The organism is Streptomyces calidiresistens (genome assembly GCF_014141525.1).
Lineage (GTDB): Bacteria > Actinomycetota > Actinomycetes > Streptomycetales > Streptomycetaceae > Streptomyces > Streptomyces calidiresistens.
On sequence record NZ_VKHS01001119.1, the window covers coordinates 1 to 1,333 of the forward strand.

Sequence of the window (1,333 nt, forward strand, 5' to 3'; positions counted from 1 at the left end):
GGGAGGGCGCAGGGTGTGGGGGGACATGGCGGTTCGCGTCACCTACCGGTGTGGGTGCCGGCCTCGACGGGCACGTCGATGCCGATCGGCTCGGACGTCTCGAAATGCAGTTCCAGAAAGACCGTCTCACCCTCCACCGGGCGGCGGGAGAGATCGAGCAGCATCAGATGGTTTCCACCCCGGCTCAGCTCCAAAGCGCCCCCGGCGGGGATCGTGAACCGCTCCACCCGTCGCATGGAGTTGTCCACGGTCTCGTGCAGTTCGACGGTGCCGGCGATCCCGGCGGTCACCGAGACCAGGTGGTCGTCGGCGTCACCGGTGTTGCGCACGGTCAGGAAGCCGCCCGCGACGGCCTCGTTGACCGGTTCCGGCACGAACGCGCCCACCACCTCCAGCTCCGGTGCCCGCTCGGTTTCCCCGGCGCAGCCCCCGGCGAGGAGGGCGCCCGCGAGCACGGCGGCGAGGGCGCCGGCGATCCGGCCCGGCCGGCCCGTGCCCCGGCGCACGGCGGTTTCCCGGCTCACGGCAGCTCCCCGGCGATGAGCTTCGGCAGGTCCCGCTCGAAGGTCTCGTGGGTGACGCCCTCGGTGTAGAGGACGCGGCCCATGTCGTCGTCGGGCATGAAGGCGACGACCTGGGTGCCGTGGCTGGAGACGATCCCGCCGTCCTCGTCCTCGTAGGGCTCCTCGATGTACACGCCCAGGCTCCGCGCCGCCTCCCGGATCTCCGCGAAGTCGCCGGTCAGCCCGATGAATTCCGGGTCCTGGCCGCGCAGCCACTCGCCGAGCGACTCGGGGGTGTCCCGTTCGGGGTCGGAGGTGATCATCACCACCCGCAGGTTCTCCCGCTGCTCCTCGGTGAGGTCCCGGGCGCCGACGGCGATGTTGCTCATGGTCAGCGGACAGATGTCGGGGCAGTGGGTGTAGCCGAAGTACAGCAGGGTGGCGGTGCCCGCGGTCTCGGCGCGCAGGTCGTAGGGCTCGCCGTCGGTGTCGGTGAGGACGATGTCGGGCTTGGCGAAGGGGGTGTCGAGGACGGTGCCGCGGTCGCGGTCGGTCGAGCCCTCCACGGAGGCCGCGGGGGGCTCCCCGGAGGCGTCGGCGGAGGCGTCGGTGTCGCCGGACCCCCCGCCGCAGGCGGTCAGCGCGAGACCGAGGGCGAGGGCGCCGGCGAGCGCGGCGGGGTACCGGCGGCCGGCGCGGGGCGCGGCCCCGGTGGCGGGGGCCGGTGTACGGACGGGGCGGCGGAGGTTCATCGCTGGATTCCCGGTGGTTCGGTGGTGCCGGCCGGGTGGGCCGCACGGGTTCGTGACGGTCCGCGGCCGGCCGTGGGG

General features: G+C 73.6%; 2 protein-coding genes. Both read right to left on the reverse strand.

The annotated features are described in order from the left end of the window. Nucleotides 1-38 precede the first annotated feature (38 nt). Complete coding sequence (locus FOE67_RS25825; protein ID WP_323385530.1) at nt 39-524, reverse strand: copper chaperone PCu(A)C; 486 nt, start codon at nt 522-524, stop codon at nt 39-41. After that, nucleotides 521-1,255 (reverse strand): SCO family protein, encoded by a 735-nt coding sequence (locus tag FOE67_RS25830; RefSeq protein WP_182667239.1) that lies wholly within the window; start codon nt 1,253-1,255, stop codon nt 521-523. Before FOE67_RS25830 ends, FOE67_RS25825 begins: the two co-directional genes overlap by 4 nt. Nucleotides 1,256-1,333: the final 78 nt, after the last annotated feature.